Origin of the sequence: Sorangium sp. So ce693 (assembly GCF_051521375.1) — a bacterium.
GTDB lineage: Bacteria > Myxococcota_A > Polyangia > Polyangiales > Polyangiaceae > Sorangium > Sorangium atrum.
Map to the genome: position 1 here is coordinate 6411357 of NZ_CP150347.1, position 14439 is coordinate 6425795.

General features: G+C 71.5%; 12 protein-coding genes. 4 read left to right on the forward strand and 8 right to left on the reverse strand.

What is annotated here, in order from left to right; translation table 11 throughout:
- Positions 1-63 precede the first annotated feature (63 nt).
- Positions 64-1149 carry an aldo/keto reductase gene (locus WMF14_RS23720; protein ID WP_437803884.1) on the forward strand — a complete coding sequence of 362 codons (1086 nt, stop codon included), beginning with the start codon at positions 64-66 and terminating at the stop codon, positions 1147-1149.
- Between the two features lie 48 nt (positions 1150-1197).
- Here the strand turns inward: WMF14_RS23720 and WMF14_RS23725 are convergent, their stop codons facing one another.
- From WMF14_RS23725 to ileS, 3 genes are read right to left on the reverse strand one after another with little or no spacing between them, the layout of a single operon-like run.
- Positions 1198-1824 carry a DUF4276 family protein gene (locus WMF14_RS23725; protein WP_437803885.1) on the reverse strand — a complete coding sequence of 209 codons (627 nt, stop codon included), beginning with the start codon at positions 1822-1824 and terminating at the stop codon, positions 1198-1200.
- Positions 1817-3040: an AAA family ATPase gene (locus tag WMF14_RS23730; protein ID WP_437803887.1), complete on the reverse strand. Its 1224-nt coding sequence runs from the start codon at positions 3038-3040 to the stop codon at positions 1817-1819. The genes WMF14_RS23725 and WMF14_RS23730 overlap by 8 nt, the downstream gene beginning before the upstream one ends.
- Positions 3041-3067: 27 nt before the next feature.
- Positions 3068-6931, reverse strand: a complete 3864-nt coding sequence (ileS, locus tag WMF14_RS23735; protein ID WP_437803889.1) for an isoleucine--tRNA ligase — start codon at positions 6929-6931, stop codon at positions 3068-3070.
- Between the two features lie 94 nt (positions 6932-7025).
- Here ileS and WMF14_RS23740 point away from each other — a divergent pair, with 94 nt between their 5' ends.
- Entirely contained in the window at positions 7026-7616 is a 591-nt protein-coding gene (locus WMF14_RS23740) for a Uma2 family endonuclease (RefSeq protein WP_437803891.1), read from the forward strand.
- A 34-nt stretch (positions 7617-7650) separates the two neighbouring features.
- On the opposite strand, the gene WMF14_RS23745 is transcribed toward WMF14_RS23740, so the two are convergent.
- The 5 genes from WMF14_RS23745 to WMF14_RS23765 all read right to left on the reverse strand — a co-directional run bounded on the left by WMF14_RS23745 (position 7651) and on the right by WMF14_RS23765 (position 12631).
- Complete coding sequence (locus WMF14_RS23745) at positions 7651-8268, reverse strand: thiamine phosphate synthase (protein WP_437803892.1); 618 nt, start codon at positions 8266-8268, stop codon at positions 7651-7653.
- 31 nt (positions 8269-8299) lie between these two features.
- On the reverse strand, positions 8300-8617 hold the full coding sequence (locus WMF14_RS23750; protein WP_437803894.1) for a tetratricopeptide repeat protein: 318 nt from the start codon (positions 8615-8617) through the stop codon (positions 8300-8302).
- Positions 8618-8723: 106 nt separating this feature from the next.
- Positions 8724-9995 carry a glycosyltransferase family 4 protein gene (locus tag WMF14_RS23755; RefSeq protein WP_437803896.1) on the reverse strand — a complete coding sequence of 424 codons (1272 nt, stop codon included), beginning with the start codon at positions 9993-9995 and terminating at the stop codon, positions 8724-8726.
- Between the two features lie 289 nt (positions 9996-10284).
- Entirely contained in the window at positions 10285-11550 is a 1266-nt protein-coding gene (locus WMF14_RS23760; protein ID WP_437803898.1) for a glycosyltransferase family 4 protein, read from the reverse strand.
- Between the two features lie 298 nt (positions 11551-11848).
- The gene (locus WMF14_RS23765; protein WP_437330905.1) at positions 11849-12631 is read right to left on the reverse strand and encodes a thiazole synthase; all 783 of its coding nucleotides are present in this window, start codon (positions 12629-12631) and stop codon (positions 11849-11851) included.
- A gap of 123 nt (positions 12632-12754) precedes the next feature.
- Here WMF14_RS23765 and WMF14_RS23770 point away from each other — a divergent pair, with 123 nt between their 5' ends.
- Both WMF14_RS23770 and WMF14_RS23775 read left to right on the forward strand, forming a co-directional pair.
- The gene (locus WMF14_RS23770; protein ID WP_437803900.1) at positions 12755-13453 is read left to right on the forward strand and encodes a hypothetical protein; all 699 of its coding nucleotides are present in this window, start codon (positions 12755-12757) and stop codon (positions 13451-13453) included.
- Positions 13440-14429, forward strand: a complete 990-nt coding sequence (locus WMF14_RS23775; protein WP_437803902.1) for a matrixin family metalloprotease — start codon at positions 13440-13442, stop codon at positions 14427-14429. Before WMF14_RS23770 ends, WMF14_RS23775 begins: the two co-directional genes overlap by 14 nt.
- Positions 14430-14439 lie beyond the last annotated feature (10 nt).

Below are 14439 nucleotides of genomic sequence, written 5' to 3' on the forward strand. Positions count from 1 at the left end.
CCGGCACGGGCGCACGGTGCGGTCCAGCGAGGGCTCTTCAGACGGGGCCCCAGGAGGACCACGATGAACCTCGATCACTACGTCACCCTCGGCCGCTCCGGCCTGCGCGTCAGCCCCCTGTGCCTCGGCGCCATGACCTTCGGCGAGGACCACGGCTTCGGATCCAGCGTCAAGGAGTCCGAGGCGATCCTCGATCGCTTCCTCTCGCGCGGCGGCAACTTCATCGACACCGCCAACGCCTACACCAGGGGCCACTCCGAGAAGATCATCGGCGACCACCTCGGCCGCCACCCGAGCAAGCGCGACCGGGCGGTGATCGCCACCAAGTTCACAGCCAACCTCTACCTCGGCGACCCCAACGGCGGCGGCGCGGGAAGGAAGGCCATCTTCGCGCAGTGCGAGCAGTCGCTGCGCCGCCTGCAGACCGACTACATCGATCTCTACTGGATGCACGTCTGGGACAAGCACACGCCCATCGAGGAGACGCTGCGAGCCCTCGACGATCTGGTGGCGGCCGGCAAGGTCCGCTACGTCGGCGTCTCCGACACGCCGGCGTGGAAGGTGGCGCAGGCGCACGTCCTGGCGGGCTCCCGCGGGTGGGCGCAGTTCATCGCGCTGCAGATCGAGCACTCGCTCCTCGAGCGCACGGTGGAGGGCGAGCTCATCCCCATGGCGCGCGAGCTGGGCCTCGGCGTCACGCCCTGGTCGCCCCTCAAGAGCGGCGTGCTCACCGGGAAGTACACGCGGGAAAATGCCGGCAAGCACAAGACCGATCGCGGCCCGTTCGTGCTCTCCGCGCTCACCGACAAGGCGTACGCGATCGTCGACAAGCTCGTCGAGATCGCCAGGGATCTCGACACCACGCCGGCGCGCGTGGCGCTCGCCTGGGTGGTGGCCCGGCCGGGCGTCACGTCCACCATCATCGGCGCGCGCACGCTGGCGCAGCTCGACGACAACCTCGCCTCCCTGGAGGTCAAGCTCGCGCCCGATCAGGTGGCCGCGCTCGACGCGCTCTCGGCGCCGGCGCTCGACTTCCCCGCCGGCTTCCTGCGCCTCGCCGGCGCGTTCATGAACGGCGGCACGACGATCAACGGCGAGAGCGCGCCGGCGTGGCCGATGGCGCCGAAGAACGACGGCGAGCGGTACTGAGCACGCGCCGACCGCCCGGGTGGGGACGCTCGTACGGAGCGTTGGGTGCTAGGACCGCGGAGGCGGGTAGACCTTGAGAGCGGCGGGCGCGGCGAGGAACCGCAGCGCGTTCTCGAGCGTGCGGAACGACCTTGCCCCGGAGGTGCGGAGCACGCCGAAATCGATCCACTGGGTGAGCTTGAGCTGATCGAGCGTTGGCTTGTACGCCTTGCCTCTCGGGAAATGCTTCGAGAGCCACCCCTTCACGTCGCGGATGCCCTCGGGATCTTCCGGGCACGTCGTGCCCTCGGCGATGCGCACGCCAGGCCGGATCTCCCGTCCCGCCATGAGGTGGATGCACGGCAGGAACCACGCCTCGAACTCCCGGTGCGCCAGCACCACGGCGACCGGGAACGGAAGGCTCGCGGCCGCCATCCATGCCGCGGTCTCGGGGCCGGCGGTGGCGGGGCATCCGTCGTCCTCGTCACGGAGCAGCAGCGCGAACGCGCAGTCGCGCTCGCTGCGCAGGAGCTCGCAGGCCTGCAGCACGCCGGCGCGGGTGTTGAGCGCCTTGCCGCGCTTGGGAGCTCCCCAGACGGCGTGCGGCAGCCCGAGGTCGGCCCACAGCCGGATGACCAGGTTCTTCGCCGCCTCGATCTCGCCGTGGCCCTCGACGACCAGGTAGGCCTTAGCCATCGCTCGTGGAGCCTTCGGGGCGGAGGCCTTCGGCGTGGAGGAGGTCGCTCGTCGACATCAGACGCTTGCGAACGAGCTCGCGCTGCCGCTCCTCGACGCGCGCGACCGTGGTCGCGCCGTCGCGCCGCTCCACGACGCGGATGTCGTCGATGGGTACCAGGTCCAGGAGGTCGGGGCTGTGCGTCGTGAGCAGGATCTGGCTGCGGGTCGTCGCCTCCTTCAAGAAGTCGAAGAGCAGCGGGATCGCGCCAGGATGCACGCCGAGTTCGGGCTCCTCGAAGCCGACGAGCGCTGGCGCGGGCTCCTGGAAGAGCGCCGTGAGCATCGCTGCCACCCGCAGCGTTCCATCCGACTCCTGAGCAGCTCCGAGCCAGCGCTCGCGCCCCTGCGCATCCAGGCCATGCCGGAACTCCGGCACCAGGAAGCCGCCCGCATGGATGACCCGATACCGGTCGATGTCGGTCGCGAGGCGCCCGAGCGCCGCGAGGAGCTCGCTGCCCCCGCCGTCGCTCGACAGCGACTCCAGCACGGATGCCCAGTTGTCCCCCCACGTGCTCATGGGCCTCGAGGGATCGGGGCGCTGCGGCTCGCGCAAAAAGCTCGGAAACAGCCCGTAAACCGCGATGCGCCTCAGCTCTTCCACAATGCAAGCGAACGGCCCCCCGTGCATCAGCGGGAGGATCGGGGTGCGGTCCCCGAAGAGCGCCAAGGGGAAGGCCAACGTGTTCGAGCTCGTCACCGCGCCGTCGCTCGAGAAGGCGTAGGTGTCCTCGCCGGCCGCTGCCTTGATCTCCGCTTCGTTCGGCATCCGAGCGGAGCCGCCGAGAAGGTCCAGCAGGCGCCGCTGTGATGCAGCGTCGGGCGCAGATCCCGCGAACCAAACGCCGTGCTCATGCGCAATGCGCGCGGCGTCCCCCTCATCTCCCCTGAGCGTGAATCCCCAGGTGCCCCTGCCCTCCTCGCGCTCTACCCAGACCTCGATGGTCACATCGCCAGGTTCCCACGGCCCCCCGTGCTGCAACGCCCGGAACCCGCTCCGCGCGCGGATGGCGTGGGGCAGCGTCGCGGTCACGCATTCGGCGAGGAACCGCAGCACGTCCACGATGTTGCTCTTGCCCGAGGCGTTCGGCCCCACGAGGACCGTCATCGCCCCGAGCTCGAGCTCGATCCGCTCGCCGATGCTGCGAAAGTTACGGGCGCAAACCTTCGTGATCATCGCAGCTGGGCCTCCCCCCCGGCGCCGTCACGCCGTCCGCGCGAGCGTGATCGCGAGCGCCTCGCCGTCGACGTTGACCTCGCGCCGCTCGGCCTGCCCCCACGCCGCGGGCGCCGCGCCCAGCACGAGCTCGGCCGCCAGCGCCTCCTGCATGAGCATCTCGCGCGCCGCCTCGGCGACCTTGCGGGCCCGCTCGCCGCCGTCGAGCGCGAGCCGGATCCGCTCGGTGAAGCCGAGGTCGAGCTCCTTCCGCATCCCCTGCACCCGCGAGAGGATCTCCCGGCCGAGCCCCTCGTCGCGGAGCGCGTCCGTGAGCGCCGTGTGCAGCACGACGACCCCCGCGCGGCCGCCGGCCGCCGCGAACCCCTCGCCCGCCTCGACCGCGACGTCGATCTCCTCGGGGCCGAGCTCGACCTGCTCGCCGTCGAGCGCGATCGCGATCTTGCCCTCGGTCGCGAGCGCCGCGCGGAGCGCCGCCGCGTCGGCCTTCGCCAGGACCTGCTTCGCGAGCTGCACCTTCTTGCCGAGCTTCGGCCCGAGCGCGCGGAAGTTCGGCTTGAGCACGTAGCGGACCGCGCTCCCCTCCTCTCCGGGCTTCAGGAAGCGCACCTCGTGGACGTTGAGCTCCTCGGCGATGAGCGGCACGTGCTCGGCGAGCGCCGCCGCCAGCCCCTGCTGCGACAGCACGATGTCGGCCCGCGAGAGCGGCTGCCGCACCTTGAGCTTGTTCGCCGTGCGCACCTGCAGGCCGAGCGAGACGAGCTCGCGCACCGCGCGCATCTCGACCGCGAGCGGCTCGTCCACCGCGGCGGCGTCCGCCTCGGGGAACGCCACGAGGTGCACGCTCTCCGGCTGCGACGCGGGCCACGGCCGCCGCACCAGGTTCTGGTACATGGCCTCGGCGAGGAACGGCGTGAACGGCGCGCTCAGCTTGGCGATCGCGACGAGCACCTCGTACAGCGTGAAGTACGCGTCGCGCTTGTCCTGCGCCGCGCGCACGGTCCCCGGCGCAACCTCCAAAGTATCGACGATCGAAGGGGCCCAGAAGCGCGCGCGGCTCCGGCGGACGTACCAGTTCGAGAGCGCGTCCACGAGATCGACCAGGCGCTGCGCCGCCTCGTACAGCCGGTACTCGTCGAGGTGCGCCGTCACCTCCCGCGTCGAGAGCGCGAGCTCCGACAGGATCCACCGGTCGAGGAGCGATCGCTCCCGCGCCGGCCGGTAACCGGCGCTCGCCGCGAGCGCCGCGGGCGACGTGTCCGCCGCGCCCGGGTTCCCCTCCGCGGGCGAGAAGCCGTCGATGTTCGCGTAGATGGTGAAGAACGAGTAGACGTTCCGCAGCTTGACCGCGAACTCCTTCTGGTACGCGCGCACGTTCGTGAGCGAGTGGCGCGTGTTCGTCCACGGCGGGGAGGACGCGTAGAAGAACCAGCGGAACGCGTCGGCCCCGGGCGCGGGCGTCGCCGGGTCCTCGATGAAGACGCGCTGGTCCTGCGGCAGCCTGGGCACGTCGTTGGGCATCACCGAGAGCGCCTTGTCGGCCGGCGAGAGGCCCAGGCGATCGAGGTCCCCGCGGGAGAGCGCGACGATGCGGCGCGGGAGGCGCTTGTTGCCCGTCGTGGGCCTGAGCTCCAGCGTCAGCGCCGAGCCCTCGCGATCGGCGCGGTAGACCTGCACCTTCGCCGAGTCGCCCGTGAGATCGAGCCCCTCGTAGTCCTCGCGCGCGATGTAGGCGACTCCATCCTTCATCGCGCCGATGCCGGCCTCCGCGCCGACGGCCGCCGCGAACTCCATCCGGACGCGCTCGAGGATGACCTCGGGCGGCGTGTAGTTGCCCTTCGACTTGCTCTCCTTCTTGCCCTCGCGATCGCAGACGTGCCCGAGCACGACGCACGTCTGGTACGGGTGCGGGTAGCTCCGGATCCGCGACAGCCCGAGCTTCTCCTGCGTGGCCTCGTCGAAGACCAGCGTCGAGACCATCAGCAGCGAGTAGAACCAGCCCCGCGTCTGATCGATCGCCTCGCTGATGAAGTCCGCCGGGAACGCGCGATCGAACAGCTCCTTCGAGCCCTCCGCGTGCGGGTAGCCCCACTGCGCGAACGGCATGCTCCCGCTGTCGAACCAGGCGTCGATCACCTCGGTCACGCGGCGCATCTCGCCGCTGCACGTCGGACAGGGGAACGTCACCTTGTCGATCCACGGCTTGTGGACGATGAGGTGATCGTTCAGGCCGGGGTCGGCCTTCTTGGCCTCGCGGAAGTGATCGAAGGCGCGCGGGTTCAGCGCCTCGATCTCGGCGACCGAGGCCGGGGCGAGCTGGTGCTCCTCGTCGTTCGCGCAGACCCAGACGTTGAGCGGCGTCCCCCAGTACCGCTCGCGCGAGAGCGCCCAGTCCACGTTGTTGGCGAGGAAGTCGCCGAAGCGGCCCTCCTGGATGTGGGACGGGTGCCAGTGGACCGCGCGGTTGTTGGCGATCGCCTTGTCGATGTTGTCCCGGGTCCGGATGTACCAGGCCGGCCGCGCGAGCTGGATCAGCGGGTCGTCGTCCGCGCGCCAGCAGAACGGGTAGTCGTGGCGGTACTTCTCCTCGTGGACGAGCAGCCCGCGGGCCGCGAGATCCTTGATGATCAGCGGATCGGCGTCCTTCACCCAGAGGCCCGAGAACGCCGTGAGCCCCGGCTCGAACGTGCCGTCCGGCCGCACCGCGCAGAGCATCGGGACGTCGGCGCCCGGCTCGGCGAGCTCCGCGATCCGCCGCCTGTGCGCGTTGAAGTCGTCCTCGCCGAACGCGGGCGCGACGTGGACGATGCCGGTGCCGGAGTCGAGCGTGACGAAATCCGCGCCGAGGACGACCCAGTAGAGCGGCTCTGCCTTGCCGTCCTTCCTGCGCAGGGGGGTGTCGAACAGCGACCTCGCGAAGCTATCGAACGGCGGGCGGTAGCGCTTGCCGACGAGCTCGCTCCCCTTGAGCTCGCGGAGGACGGGCAGGTCCCGCTTGAACTTCTTGGCGAGCTCCTCGCGCAGCGCCGCGGCCACGATGAGCTTGCCGGCCACGGGCGCCGCGCCCCCCGCGGGCGCGCCCGCGTCCACGACGACGTAGTCGAACTCGGGCCGGACCGCGGCGTAGCCGTTCGAAGGCAAGGTCCACGGGGTCGTCGTCCAGGCGCAGAGCGCTGTGTCCGGCTCGTCGACGAGCGGGAACGCGACGAAGACGCTGGGGTCGTCGACCGTCTTGTAGTTCGAGCCGACCTCGGCCGCGCTGAGCGCCGTCCCGCCCTGGGGCCACCACCAGCAGACGCGATGGCCGCGGTAGAGGAGCCCCTTCCGGTGCAGCTGGGAGAGCGCCCACCAGACGCTCTCGACGTAGCTCCGGTGGTACGTGACGTAGGCGCTGTCGAGATCGACCCAGAAGCCGATCTTGTCGGTCAGGTTCTCCCACGCCTCGGTGTACCGGAACACGGAGTCGACGCAGCGCGAGATGAACGGCTCGACGCCGTACCGCTCGATGTCGGCCTTGCCGTGGATGCGCAGCTCCTTCTCGACCTCGACCTCGACCGGCAGCCCGTGCGTGTCCCAGCCGGCCTTCCGCGGCACGTCGTAGCCGCGCATGGTCTTGTACCGGGGGAAGACGTCCTTCACGGCGCGCGTGAGCACGTGGCCGTTGTGCGGCATGCCGTTGGCGGTCGGCGGGCCCTCGTAGAAGACGAACGTGCCCCGCGAGGGGCCGGTGGCGCGGGTCTCGGCGCGGAGCGTCTTCTCGAAGATGCGGCGCTGCTTCCAGAAGGCGAGGATCTTCGCCTCGTCGGCGGGGAAGTTCAGCTCGGTCGCCACCCTGTCGAACAGGGGCTCGTGCGGGCCGTCGGTCGGTTTCTTCGAGGACGCTTCGGACATGGCCCGGCCTAGTAGCAAGGCCCATTGCCAGCGTCGAGGGAAGCGCTGGGCTGGCAGCGGGGCCGCGGCGGCGGGATGGGTGTACGATCCGAGGATGAGCGCACGGCCCCCGCTGCTGCCCCGCAACGCGCCCGAGGTCGAGGCCGCGTTCCAGGCTGTGCCGGACGAGATGGTCGCCGAGCTCCTCGACGGGGAGCTCTACACCTTCCCGAGGCCGGCGCGGCCGCACACGCGCGCGGCGTCGCGGCTGGGCGCGATCCTCGCGCCGTTCGATGACGATCCGGGCGAGCCTGGCGGATGGGTGATCCTCGATCAGCCCGAGCTCCAGGTGGGACCGCGGCCCGACAAGGTCGTGCCCGATCTCGCCGCCTGGCGCCGCGAGCGCATGCCCGACGCGGTCGGGCCCGAGGACGCCCCCGCGCACTACGACATCGCACCCGACTGGGTCTGCGAGGTGATCTCCCCGCGCACCGAGCGCGTCGATCGGGGCAAGAAGATGCGGATCTATCGGCGCGAGGGGGTCCGCCACGCCTGGCTGCTCAACCCGGTCGCGCAGACGCTCGAGGTCTACAGGCTCGACGACGGGCGGTGGTCCTTGCTCGACACGTACGAAGGCGACGAGATCGTGCGGCCTGAGCCGTTCGACGCGATCGAGCTGCCGCTCGCCGACCTCTGGGCGCGGTAACCGCCGGTCGGCCCGGACGGCGCAGAGCCGCAGCTCACCCCGTGAGCGGCGCGGGCAGCGCGCCGCCGAAGTCGGCGCGGATGGCGGCCACCCCGTCCGCGCCCGCCGCGAGGCAGGCCGGCGCCGAGGCCGCGTCGATGCCGCCCAGGGCGAGGAGCGCGACGCCGCGCGAGGCCGCGGCCAGGCGGGCCCGCGCCTCGCGCAGCGCCGCGAGGCCGAGCGGCGAGCCCTTGCCTGGCGTCGCGAAGATCGGCGAGAGCACCGCGGCGTCCGCGCCGGCCTCGGCCGCCCGGAGCACCTCGTCGACGCTGTGGCACGCGACGGAGACGAACGCGCCGGCCCCGAGCAGGGCGCGCGCGTCGGCCACGGCGACCGAGCGGCGGCCCAGGTGAACGCCGTCCGCGCCGAGGAGGAGCGCCAGATCCACGCGATCGTTGACGACGAACGAGGCGCCGAGCGCGGCGGTGGCGTCGCGCAGCCGCCTGCCGAGCGCGTGGAGCGCCGCGCCGGAGAGCTCGGGATCGCGGAGCTGCACCGCCACGCGGGCGCGGGCCTCGGGGGGCAGGGCGCCGAAGGCCGAGAGCCGCGCGAGCAGGACCGGCTCCGGGACGTCCGCCGCCTGGGTGATCAGGGTCAACTTCGGGGTCAGCATGGCCGTCCTCCAGCGCGCCGGCGGCGGCGCCTCATCGCGCTCCGTCGCCCGGAGGGCGCTCTGCCGGGGCGACCGCCTCGCCGAGCGCCTCGAGATCCTGCCGGGCCATCCGGGCGAACCGGCTCGCAGGATACCGATCGACGAGGAAACGCAGCGTGTCGACCCGGGCACGGCGATCACCGCTCGCCTCGAAGCGCTGGGCCAGCGTGTACAGGGCCTCGCTCGGGTCCTCGTACACGCGGCGATCCGGGTCGACCTCGCTCGCGCACTGGTAAGGAGCCTGCGCGACGGCGGCGAAGATCGCGATGGAGCCGAAGGCCGCGCGGAAGCCGGTGAACACGAGCGGCATTCGCCGATGAACGAGCGCGAGCGTCAAGAGGACGCCGCCGTCGCGGCGACGCCGCTCCTCCGGCCGAGCCGCGCGGGCCCGCCCGTCCGCGCGGTCGGGAAGGAGGCTAGTTCAGGGAGACGCCCGTCCGGGCGGCGCCGTTCTCGAACCCGCCCTTCGAGGCCGGGGCGCCGAAGGGCGCGTCGCCCGTCTCCTGAGCGCCGGTGCTCGACAGGGGCTCGCCGCGGGCGCGCAGGAGCGACTCGTGGAGGGCGCGCGCGCTCTCATCCCAGTCGCGCCTGCCGGCGAGCTCCGCGATCCGCGCCGGGTCGTAGTCGGCCCGGGCGGCGCGGAGCAGCGCATCCATCAGCACGCTCCGGTTCCCCGGCGGGATGAGCTCGCCGAGCTCGGGGCTGCACAGGACGTCGGGGATGCCCCCCACGCTCGTCGCGACCACGCGGCGCCCCGAGGCGAGCGCCTCGAGCAGGACGTTGGGCGTCCCCTCGTGCTTGCTCGGCAGCGCCAGGGCGTCGCACGCGCCGAGCCACAGCGACACCTGGTCGTGCGGCAAGTAGCCGGTCACCGTCAGCCGCCCGCCCAGCCGGGCGGCGGCGGCCCTGCACGCCTGCTCCTCGGCGCCGCTGCCGACGAGCGCCAGCTCGATGTCCGGATGGACAGGCGCGAGCCGCTCGAACGCCTCGATCAGATCGAGCACGCCCTTGTCGCGGCTCAGGTGGCCGACGAAGACGATCAGCCGCGAGCTCGGCGACTTGCCGAGCGCGGCGCGCGCCTCGGCGCGGTTGCGAGGCTGGAACGTCTTCACGTCGACGCCGTTCATGACGATGTCGATGCGATCGCGCGGCACGCCGAGCGCCGCGACCCCGTCCGCGAGCTTGCGGCTGACCGTGACCACCCGGGCGGCGCGCGTGAGCCCCCAGCCGAGCGGCCGTCGCATCCGCGGGTCGCGCGGGATCACGTCGATGTCCGAGCCGTGCGTCTTGATCACGGCCGGCACCCCGAGCAATCGCCCCAGACAGACCGCGGCAAAGCCGTCCGGGTAGGCGAAAGCCCCGACGATGACGTCGGGCAACGGACCGCGCCCGATGAGCTCCGGGAGCATCGACGCCGCATACAGCGGGCCGTTCAGGGCGGGCGCGACCCTCGGCACATAGAGGTACCGCGGATGCCGGACCGGCAGCCCCTCGATCACCTCTTCGCGCGGCGCGCTGGCGCCGACAGGCCACTTCGAGAGGCGCTCGATGCCGGGGAACCACGGGATCGTCGCGAGCACCCGGACGTCGCAGTAGCGCGACAGCGCGGCGAACTGCCGCCGATTGTACGGCGCCTCGTCCGGGTGAACCGCGTTCGGGAAGATCTTCGTGATCAGCAAAACGCGCATCCGCCGCAAGAGCACCTCCTCTCCGAGCGAGCCGAGTCGGCGAGCGCCTCTAAAAAGGACGTCGTTCGCGCTCGGTCTCGCATTCGGTCTAGCCAGTCTCGCTCAGTCTCGTCAATCCCGCCAGCCGCACTCAGCCTCGCCCATCTCGCCCATCTCGCCCATCTCGCTCAGCCACGTTCAGCGTCCCATTTTGCCTCGCTCAGCATCGCTCGGTGTCCCAATTTGCCTCGCTCAGCATCGTATTCGGCCTGGTCATCATCGATTCGGTCTCACCTGGTACCGTATGTCGTTACACGTCCAGACCGGCTCGATGACCGACCCGCTGGTTCCCGTCGTCCCGTCCAGCGGCCAGCCCGGAGGCCCCCGCGGGCGTCGACCACGCGCGCGCCCGGGACGGGGCGTCGCCCCCGCGCCGCCTGGCGATGAGCTCGTCGAACAGGCGGACGTGCGCGTCGACCATCGCTTCCAGGCTGAACTGCTCGGTGAACTTCGCGGGGCCGCGCGCGCGCGCGCGCTCGCGGAGCTCCCCGTCGCGGGCGACGCGCGAGAGGTGCTCGGCCAGCGCGCCAGGGTCCTTCGACGGGACGAGGAACCCGTCGACGCCGTGCTCGACGATCTCGGGGACGCCGCCGACGCGGCTCGCCACGATCGGCTTGCCGAGCGCGAGCGCCTCGAGCAGCGCGAGCGGCAGCCCCTCCCAGAGCGACGGGAGCACGTAGGCGTCGAACGCGGAGACCAGCTCCGGCACGTCCGAGCGATATCCGGGGAAGATCACCCGGTCGCCGAGCCCCGCGTCCCTGGCGCGCTGCTCCAGCTCCGCCCGGAGCGGGCCGTCGCCGGCGATGACGAAGCGCGCCTCCGGCGCGCGCCGCAGCACCTCGGGCGCCGCCTCGAGGAGGTAGCGGAGGCCCTTCTGCTCGATGTGCACGACGGCGCACCCGAACACGAACTCCCGCTCGCCGATGCCGAGCTCCGCGCGGATGCGCGCGCCCGCGCCGCTCTCGCGGGCGCGGGCGAAGCGCGCCCCGTCGATGCCGTTGTGGATGACCCGGACGGGCGCGCGGACCTTCACGTCGTCGACAAGGATGCGCCTGAGGTCGTGCGACACCGCGACCATCTCGTCGGCGAGGTAGGCGTAGTAGCCGAACTTGCGCCGATCGAAGCCCTTCGCCCGGTTGATCTGGTTGTGCTCCGAGTAAAGGACCGCCGGCCGATTCCGGAGCAGGCGCGCGGCGAAGCCAGCGAAGATGAGCGGAGCACGGTTGTGGACATGGACGATATCGACCGAGCGCTGGTGAAAGAAGCGCCGGATCCAGAGCAGCGCCTCCGGATCGCTCTTGAGGCCCGGCAGCACCGGCCGCAGATCCTTCGTGATCACGAGGCACTTCGAGCGGGGGAGCTTGACCTCCGAGAAGAGCCGCCCCTCGCCGTCGAGGCAGATCAGCGAGAGGTCGAAGCCGTGATCGCCGAGGCGATCGAGGAGGCTCAGCACCACCTTCTCGAGCCCGCCGACCTCGAGGTTGTTCACGACCATGCAGACGTTGGGCTTGCTCATAGTCTCCTGAGCGGACCGTCAGGTCGCCGCGGTCGTCGTCGGAGCGCCGTGACGCGCCACGACAGCGTGTCGACCGTGCGATGAGCGTTCCGTGTCAATTTGGCTCAGGTAGGTGAGCGTATCATGACATGCGGATGCTGTTCGCTTGACTTGGCGTCGCGGCAGCGCCGTGCTGGACGTCGGAGTTGCTCGTTCATCATCCCTCATCGCGCCCGCGAGGGCTCCCGCATCTGTGGAATACGCCAGGAACGCGAGCTCGCGGGGCTCTGAGGTGCGGGGCCACACCCGCAGCGCCGCGCTACAGCGCGGCGATCTTGCCCTGCTCCGGCGACGAGGCCGTCGCATAGAGCTTCTTCGGCATCCGCCCCGCGAGATACGCCATCCGACCGGCCCTCACCGCGTCCTTCATCGCCTGCGCCATCAGGATCGGGTCCCGCGCGCCCGCGATGGCCGTGTTCATCAATACCCCATCACACCCGAGCTCCATCGCCACCGCGGCGTCGCTCGCTGTCCCGACTCCCGCGTCCACGATCACCGGCACCTTTGCTGTCTCTCGGATGATCATCAGGTTGTACGGGTTGCGGATGCCGAGCCCGCTGCCGATCGGCGCCGCCAGGGGCATCACGGCCGCGCACCCGATGTCTTCCAGCTTACGACAGACGATCGGGTCATCCATGCAGTAGGGCAGCACGGTGAAGCCCTCCTTCACGAGGATCCGCGCCGCCTCGAGCGTCGCCTCGTTGTCCGGGAACAGCGTCCGTTCGTCGCCGATGACTTCGAGCTTCACGAGATCGGACAGGCCGAGCTCGCGCGCGAGCCGGCAGGTGCGGACCGCGTCCTCGACGGTATAGCAACCGGCCGTGTTCGGCAGGATCGTGACGCGTCCCTGCTGGAGCAGCGACATCATCGACCCCTCGCCCCGCTCCTTCAAATTGACGCGGCGGAGGGCCACCGTGACCACCTCCGCGCCGGACGCTTCGAGCGCGCGACGGGTCTCATCCAGGTCCTTGTACTTGCCCGTCCCCACGAAGAGGCGGGAAGTGAACGTGTGTCTGCCGATCGTCAACGCGTCGCTCGTCATCGCAGGCTCCTCGGGTCTCGACCCAGACGATCTGCTAGTCGGACCGGGACACAGGGTCCAGCGCGTCGACGAAAACCGGCGCTCCCGGCGCGCCGCGCTCGGCAGCATGGTATCTTTGCGCCCATGTCTCCCAGAGCTTTTGGCATAGCCCTCCTCGTCGCGTTGCCTCCAGCGCTCACGCTCACGCCCCTCCCGACAGCGGACAGCCGCGCGCAGGCCGACCAGGGAGGCGCCGGGGTGAGCCGCCGCGCGCTGCTGTCCGGTCCGCGCGCGGCGCAGGCGGCCGTGGCCGTTCAGCTCTCGCTGGACGAGCTCGTCGCCGCGGCCTCGTACGTCGTGGTCGCGACCGCGATCGAGCAGCGCAGCCAGTGGGAAGAGCTCGGCGGGGCCAGGAGGATCGTCACCTATACCCGCCTGTCGATCGACCGGACCGTGGCCGGGCAGCCCGACGGCGAGGTCTGGGTCAGGACGCTCGGGGGCGTGGTCGGGGACGTCGGACAGCACGTGTCGGGCGACGCGCAGATCGCGATCGGCGCGCAGGCGATGGTCTTCGTCTCCAGGGTGGGATCAGCCCTGGTCGTCTCCGGGATGGCCCAGGGCCACTACCCCGTCGTCGACGGTGAGGAGAAGCCGAGCGTCGCCGGCAGCTCCGGCGCGCGGCGCGTCGCCGTGCGGCGGCTCGCCGCGAGCCCCGACAGCGGGACCGTCCTGCCCCGGCCGGGCCCCGCGATCTCGGCCAGCGAGCGGCTCGTCGGCGCGACGCTCGACACGGCGATCGACGCGGTGAACCAGGCATGGAAGGCGAAGCATGCGCAGAAGTGACCTCGCGCCCCGCCCCGCGGGCGCGCGCCACCCCGCGCGGGCCAGCGCCATCGCCGCAGCCTGCAGCGCGCTCGTCGCCGCGGCGCTCGCCTACCCCGGGGACGCCCTGGCCTACTGCCGCACGAGCGTCTGTCCGCCGGAAAAGACGCCGTCGGGCAAGGCGGAGACCGCGGCGGTCTGCACGCCGCCGCAGGGCACCGACTGTGGCACCCCGCTCGCCTGGCCTGCGCCGTGCGTGAGCTACTCCCTCCAGGAGGACGCCTCCGCCCAGGTGTCGCTCCAGGAGGCGGAGGCGATCTTCGAGCAGGCGTTCGCGGCGTGGACGGAGGCCGACTGCGGCGACGGGGAGACCCCGCGCATGGAGGTCACCTACCTGGGCCCTGTCGCGTGCGCTGCGCACGAGTACAACAAGGCCAAGGCGAACGCGAACATCATCATGTTCCGGGACGACGGGTGGCCGTACGCCGACAGCGGGAACACCCTCGCGCTCACGACCGTCACCTACCACCTCAAGACCGGCGAGATCTACGACGCGGACATGGAGATCAACTCGTTGGCGCTCTCCCAGGGAGCCGACGGCCTCGCGTTCGACCTCCTGAGCATCGCCACCCACGAGGCCGGCCATTTCCTCGGGCTCTCGCACTCGATCGAGCACGACGCGACCATGTTCGCCAACTACCGCTCTTCGCTCCGCGACCTCTCCCAGGACGACCGCGACGGGATCTGCGCGGTGTACCCGCCCGGGGAGCCGATCGAGGGCTGCGACCCCACGCCGCGCCACGGCTTCTCTTCGCTGTGCGCCGCGGATCAGCCCGCGGTGAAGGAGTCGGGCGGCTGCGCCGCGGCGCCGCGCGGCAACGCTGGCCAGGACGGGCGCGGTGGAGGGCTCGTCCTCGCCGCGCTCGCGCTGGTCGGCGTGGTCGCGCGGGCCCGGCGCGGCGCGGCCTCGCGGGCGGGCCGCGAGGAGGCCTGCTGAGCCAGAGCCC

Excerpts from the sequence above, each read along its gene's own strand:
- WMF14_RS23720 (WP_437803884.1), top strand. The coding sequence starts at position 64 with ATGAACCTCGATCACTACGTCACCCTCGGCCGCTCCGGCCTGCGCGTC.
- WMF14_RS23725 (WP_437803885.1), bottom strand. The coding sequence starts at position 1,824 with ATGGCTAAGGCCTACCTGGTCGTCGAGGGCCACGGCGAGATCGAGGCG.
- WMF14_RS23730 (WP_437803887.1), bottom strand. The coding sequence starts at position 3,040 with ATGATCACGAAGGTTTGCGCCCGTAACTTTCGCAGCATCGGCGAGCGG.
- ileS (WP_437803889.1), bottom strand. The coding sequence starts at position 6,931 with ATGTCCGAAGCGTCCTCGAAGAAACCGACCGACGGCCCGCACGAGCCC.
- WMF14_RS23740 (WP_437803891.1), top strand. The coding sequence starts at position 7,026 with ATGAGCGCACGGCCCCCGCTGCTGCCCCGCAACGCGCCCGAGGTCGAG.
- WMF14_RS23745 (WP_437803892.1), bottom strand. The coding sequence starts at position 8,268 with ATGCTGACCCCGAAGTTGACCCTGATCACCCAGGCGGCGGACGTCCCG.
- WMF14_RS23750 (WP_437803894.1), bottom strand. The coding sequence starts at position 8,617 with ATGCCGCTCGTGTTCACCGGCTTCCGCGCGGCCTTCGGCTCCATCGCG.
- WMF14_RS23755 (WP_437803896.1), bottom strand. The coding sequence starts at position 9,995 with ATGCGCGTTTTGCTGATCACGAAGATCTTCCCGAACGCGGTTCACCCG.
- WMF14_RS23760 (WP_437803898.1), bottom strand. The coding sequence starts at position 11,550 with ATGAGCAAGCCCAACGTCTGCATGGTCGTGAACAACCTCGAGGTCGGC.
- WMF14_RS23765 (WP_437330905.1), bottom strand. The coding sequence starts at position 12,631 with ATGACGAGCGACGCGTTGACGATCGGCAGACACACGTTCACTTCCCGC.
- WMF14_RS23770 (WP_437803900.1), top strand. The coding sequence starts at position 12,755 with ATGTCTCCCAGAGCTTTTGGCATAGCCCTCCTCGTCGCGTTGCCTCCA.
- WMF14_RS23775 (WP_437803902.1), top strand. The coding sequence starts at position 13,440 with ATGCGCAGAAGTGACCTCGCGCCCCGCCCCGCGGGCGCGCGCCACCCC.